Source organism: Saccharomonospora iraqiensis subsp. iraqiensis, assembly GCF_000430445.1.
In the GTDB taxonomy this organism is placed as follows: domain Bacteria; phylum Actinomycetota; class Actinomycetes; order Mycobacteriales; family Pseudonocardiaceae; genus Saccharomonospora; species Saccharomonospora iraqiensis.
Genome location: NZ_KE387068.1, coordinates 3,995 through 8,763, shown reverse-complemented (window position 1 = coordinate 8,763; position 4,769 = coordinate 3,995). Strand labels below are relative to the sequence as shown.

6 protein-coding genes are annotated in these 4,769 nt (G+C 72.4%); 4 read left to right on the top strand and 2 right to left on the bottom strand.

What is annotated here, in order from left to right:
* Window positions 1-402 precede the first annotated feature (402 nt).
* The 3 genes from ACTIR_RS0106770 to ACTIR_RS0106760 all read left to right on the top strand — a co-directional run bounded on the left by ACTIR_RS0106770 (window position 403) and on the right by ACTIR_RS0106760 (window position 2,652).
* The gene (locus tag ACTIR_RS0106770; protein ID WP_026453692.1) at window positions 403-825 is read left to right on the top strand and encodes a GlcG/HbpS family heme-binding protein; all 423 of its coding nucleotides are present in this window, start codon (window positions 403-405) and stop codon (window positions 823-825) included.
* A 159-nt stretch (window positions 826-984) separates the two neighbouring features.
* The gene (locus tag ACTIR_RS22065; RefSeq protein ID WP_052583746.1) at window positions 985-1,812 is read left to right on the top strand and encodes a manganese catalase; all 828 of its coding nucleotides are present in this window, start codon (window positions 985-987) and stop codon (window positions 1,810-1,812) included.
* A gap of 6 nt (window positions 1,813-1,818) precedes the next feature.
* Window positions 1,819-2,652 (top strand): class I SAM-dependent methyltransferase, encoded by an 834-nt coding sequence (locus ACTIR_RS0106760; protein WP_026453691.1) that lies wholly within the window; start codon window positions 1,819-1,821, stop codon window positions 2,650-2,652.
* A 20-nt stretch (window positions 2,653-2,672) separates the two neighbouring features.
* Here the strand turns inward: ACTIR_RS0106760 and ACTIR_RS0106755 are convergent, their stop codons facing one another.
* Both ACTIR_RS0106755 and ACTIR_RS0106750 read right to left on the bottom strand, forming a co-directional pair.
* Complete coding sequence (locus tag ACTIR_RS0106755; protein ID WP_233345841.1) at window positions 2,673-3,200, bottom strand: hypothetical protein; 528 nt, start codon at window positions 3,198-3,200, stop codon at window positions 2,673-2,675.
* Between the two features lie 332 nt (window positions 3,201-3,532).
* Window positions 3,533-3,925 carry a DUF5997 family protein gene (locus ACTIR_RS0106750; RefSeq protein ID WP_026453689.1) on the bottom strand — a complete coding sequence of 131 codons (393 nt, stop codon included), beginning with the start codon at window positions 3,923-3,925 and terminating at the stop codon, window positions 3,533-3,535.
* Between the two features lie 69 nt (window positions 3,926-3,994).
* Between ACTIR_RS0106750 and ACTIR_RS22060 the strand changes: the two genes are divergently transcribed.
* Window positions 3,995-4,769: LysR family transcriptional regulator substrate-binding protein (locus ACTIR_RS22060; protein ID WP_034238741.1), on the top strand; the 775-nt coding region annotated here is incomplete at its 3' end.

The window sequence follows — 4,769 nt, the reverse complement described above, 5'->3', positions numbered from 1 at the left end:
CGGCGACCGCGGCCGAGGCCTGTTCCGCCGTCGCCGCGGCGGCCCGGCCGACCACCGACGTGCCGTCCGCGGGGTCGACGATCCGCAGCGCGTCACCGGCCGTCCGGGACTCGCCGTCGATGAACAGTCCGGTCTCGATCTCGGACACGGTGTCGACGGAGTTCGTGGACATCGTCGCCTCCCTCGTCGGTGGTCGTGGCTCGCACCCTACGTTCCCCGAATCGCGTCGTCCCATGACAACGGACCCGACCCGACCGCGAGATCCGACGTAGTCCACGCCGACCGGGCCGGCGCGCGGGAGCACCTCCACCGTCCCGGGCGGGCACCCCCGTGTTTCGTCCGTGTCCACCCGGGTACGCACCGGACACGAGTGCCGGACACGCGACAACGGAGGTGACAGCCGTGCGGAATCAGCCGTCGGTCTCGCTCGACGAGGCACGCGAGATCATCGCGGGTGGGGAGAAGAAGGCGCAGGAGATCGGGCAGCCCGCCAACATCGCCGTGGTCGACGCGGGCGGCAACCTGGTCGCCCACGCGCGGATGGACGGCGCGTGGCTCGGCAGCGTCGACATCTCCATCAACAAGGCCTTCACCTCCCGCGCGTTCGACATCGCCACCGCCGATCTCGCGGAGAACGCGCAACCCGGCGCGCAGTTCTTCGGCATCCACGCCTCGAACCACGGCCGGGTGATGATCTTCGCCGGGGGGCTCCCGCTGAAGCACGAGGGAACGGTCGTCGGCGCCGTCGGCGTGAGCGGCGGTACCGGGGAACAGGACCAGACCATCGCCGAGGCCGCCGCGGCGGCGTTCCGGCCCGCCGGATAGGGGCGCGCGCCCGGACGGGACGGCCCGGGACGGGCAGCACCACAGCTGCCCGCGCCCCGGTGCTCCCTTCCGGTGACGCGTCGGTTCACCGGTGGGCGGACCGGGAATGCACGCGACCACGACCCGCACCCGACGGCCCGCGAGAGGGAGTCACCCCGCATGTTCTTCCACCGGCAGGAATTGCAGTTCAAGGCGAGCCCGGAGCAGCCCGACGCGGTGTACGCGCGCAAGCTCCAGGAGGTGCTCGGCGGCCAGTACGGTGAGATCACCGTGGCGATGCAGTACATGTTCCAGGGCTGGAACATGCACGTGCCCGGCAAGTACCGGGACCTGGTCTTCGGGATCGGGTCCGAGGAGTTCGGCCACGTCGAGATGCTGGCCACCATGATCGCCCAACTGCTGGAGAAGTCCCCGCTGGGCGTCACCGACGAGGCGGTGCAGGCCGACCCCACGGTCGCGGCCGTCGTCGGCGGGACCGACGTCCAGCACGCCATCGTGGCGGGTGCGGGGGCACGGCCCGTCGACAGCATGGGCAACCCGTGGCAGGGCGCCTACATCACCGCGAGCGGCAACCTGCTGGCCGACTTCACCTCGAACGCCAACGCCGAGATGCAGGGCCGCACGCAGGTCGCCCGGCTGTACCACATGACCGACGACCACGGGGTCCGGGAACTGCTGTCCTTCCTGCTGGCGCGGGACACCATGCACCAGAACCAGTGGCTCGCCGCGGCCGCGGAGCTGCGGGAGAACGGGGTCGAGCAGCTTCCGGTGCCGAGCAGCTTCCCGCAGGACAGGGAACAGACGGACGTGTCGTACCAGTACCTGAACTTCAGCGACGGGCAGCACGCCTCCGAGGGGCCGTGGGCCTCCGGCCCCACCCCGGACGGCAACGGCGAGTTCAGCTACCACGAAGGCACCACCACCAGCGCGCCGATGCCGCCGCCCACCCGGCCGGACGCCCGCTTCTACGGGACCACCGAAGCCTGACCGACCATGACCGACACACCGCCGCCGGACCAGGTGGCCGACGCGTGGGACGCACTCGCACCCGGCTACGACGAGTTCATCACCCCGGAGAGTCTCCGGCACGGCGACGTCGCGCTCGGCCGGGTGGAGATCGGACCCGGGACCCGGTTCCTGGACGTCGCCGCGGGCACCGGGGCCCTGAGCATCCCGGCCGCACGCCGGGGCGCCCAGGTGGTCGCCACCGACATCGCCCCGGCGATGATCGAGCGGCTGGTCGCCCGCGCCCGCGCGGAGGGGCTCACCGACGTCGAGGGCCGGGTGCTGGACTCCCGTGCGCTGGTCTTCCCGGACGACACGTTCGACGTGTCCGCGTCCCAGAACGGCGTGACGATGCTGCCCGACCTCGACGCGGGCCTGGCCGAGATGGTGCGGGTCACCCGGCCCGGCGGGACGGTGCTCGTGGCCGCCTTCGGCCCGCTGCCGAAGGTCGAGTTCCTCACCTTCCTGCTCGACGCCGCCCGGGCCGCCGTGCCCGACTTCACCGGCCCGCCGATGGACCCACCACCGCCCCCGTTCCAACTGGCCGACCGGGACCTCTTCCGCGAACGGCTCACCGCGGCGGGACTGCACGACGTGACCGTGGACACGATCACCTGGGACATGACCGTCGACTCACCCACGCACCTCGTCAACGAGGTCGCCACCAGCAACCCCATCGGCGCCCGGCTCGTCGCGGGCCTGAGCGAGGACCAACGCACGGAGGTGCTGCGGGTGCTGGACGGCCTGCTGCGCGAGCGCTCCGGGGACCGCCCCTCGGCCGTGTTGCACGCCGACGTCAACGTCGGCACCGGCGTGAAGTGAACTCGTCCGACGTCGGCTGCTCATCGTGGTGCGAGCGCGATCGCCGCGTCGGCGGTCGCCTGCAGCACCTCCGCCGGCGAGGTCCCGTCGAGTGATTCGGCCTCGGCGACGAGGACGGTGCTGCCGTCCCGGTCGGAGTCGTAGTGGTGTCCGGTGAACCGGACGACCGGAACCACCGGCCGGATGTCGCCCGTGCCGTGCCGGTCGATGAGGTGCTTGAACGCGACGGCGTCGCTGCCCGTGGTGAAGTGCACGCGCGAGACCAGGACAGTGATCACGTCACCTTCGTCGTCGGTCAGCGGATACTGGAAGCGTCGTACGGTGCGGCAGGACTCACGGGTGAGGAAGTCCTGTACCTGCCCGAAGGACACCGTGCGGCACTCGGCCGCCGAGTCCTCCCGCTGACGCCCTTTCCGCAGGCGCAACTGCCGCCACGCCTTCGCGGGGCCCGACCGACGGGCCGTCCGCTTCGCCTTCGGGAGTTTCGACTGGATGGCCCGCACCACGGCGGACTCGGCGCTGGAGAGTACGGCGGAGCCACCTGCCACACCGCCCGCCCCGACGCCACCCACACCGCCCGAGGCCACAAGAAGCCCGACTCCGGCGGCAGCCGCGACGGCGCCACCCCGCTTCTTGGGGATCGGGTACTTGCTTCCGTCCGGTCGACTTCGAATATCCACGTCGGGCATCTGGTGTCCTCCCCGTCCGTCGCCCTACTCGACGGAGCAGCCTGGCCCACTACCGCGGGCCGGAGAGCACAAACCGAAGAAGGGCACACGGACGGGTGACGTCGACGTCCGGTACGGCCGGAGGAAAACGACGGGTTTGGGAGTTGTCGCCGGGGCCCCGCCGGTAGGGGGGAAGCGCGACCGACGGTCCGTCAGGCGTCCGGGCTGCCGCGTTCGGCGTCGCGCTTCTTGAGGCGTGCCGCCTCCTCGCGGACCTCGGCCTGGGTGGCGCGTTCCCGCTGCAGCCACTCGGGCATCTCCGCCTTCAGTGCGTTGATCTCCGCCGTGGTGAGCGCCTCGCTGATCCCGTTGCGGGCGAGGGCGCTGTTGGACACCCCGAGCCGGGCGGCGACGACCTGCCGGGGGTGCGGACCGTCGCGGCGCAGGTCCCGCAGCCACTCCGGAGGGTCGGCCTGCAGGGCGTTCAGCTCGTCGCGGGAGACCACACCGGACCGGAACTCCTCCGGCGTGGCCGGGAGGTACACGTTCAGCTTCTTCGCCGCGGTCTCGGGCTTCATCGTCTGGGAGGTCTTCTGCGACGCCATGCCCCGAGGGTAGCCGTCCGGGGTCCACGACCCGCGCTCGGCGTACCGCCCGTCCGGTAGCCTGGCGGCGTGCCGGATCCGGACGAACGCCTCTCGTTCACCCTCGCCCACGTCCCCGGGGTCACGCCCGACAAGTGGGTGCGCCGGTGGCACGAGCGGGCACCGCGGGTCCCGCTGTCGCTCACCCGGGTCACCGCCGCCGACGCCGCCGACACGGTGCGCGAGGGCATCGTCGACGCCGCGCTGCTGCGGCTGCCGACCGACCGCACGGGGCTGCACACCATCCCGCTGTACACCGAGACGACGGTGGTCGTGACCCCGAAGGACCATCTCGTGACCGCCGCCGAGGAGGTCTCCGGCGACGACCTGGCCGACGACGTCGTGCTGCACCCGCTGGACGACGTGCTGGACTGGGACGGCCCGCCCGGCCTGCCCGCGGTCGAGCGCCCGGCCACGACCGGCGACGCCGTCGAGCTCGTCGCGGCCGGTGTCGGGCTGCTCGTCGTCCCGCAGTCCCTCGCCCGGCTGCACCACCGCAAGGACCTCACCTACCGGCCGCTCACGGACGCCCCGCAGTCACGGGTCGCGCTGGCGTGGCCCGAGGACGGGACCACCGAGCTGATGGACCTGTTCATCGGCATCGTCCGCGGGCGCACCCCGAACAGCACGCGCGGACGCACCCGGGCCCCCGCACCGGCGACGAAGTCGGAAAGCGGGCAGAACGGCGACACCGCCCCCACCCGCAAGGCGGCCTCCCGCAAGTCCCCACCCCGGAAGCCGAGCGGTGGGAAGAAGCGGCACCGCGGCTCCGGGGGCCCGCGCGGGGGACGCGGCGGACCGCGCC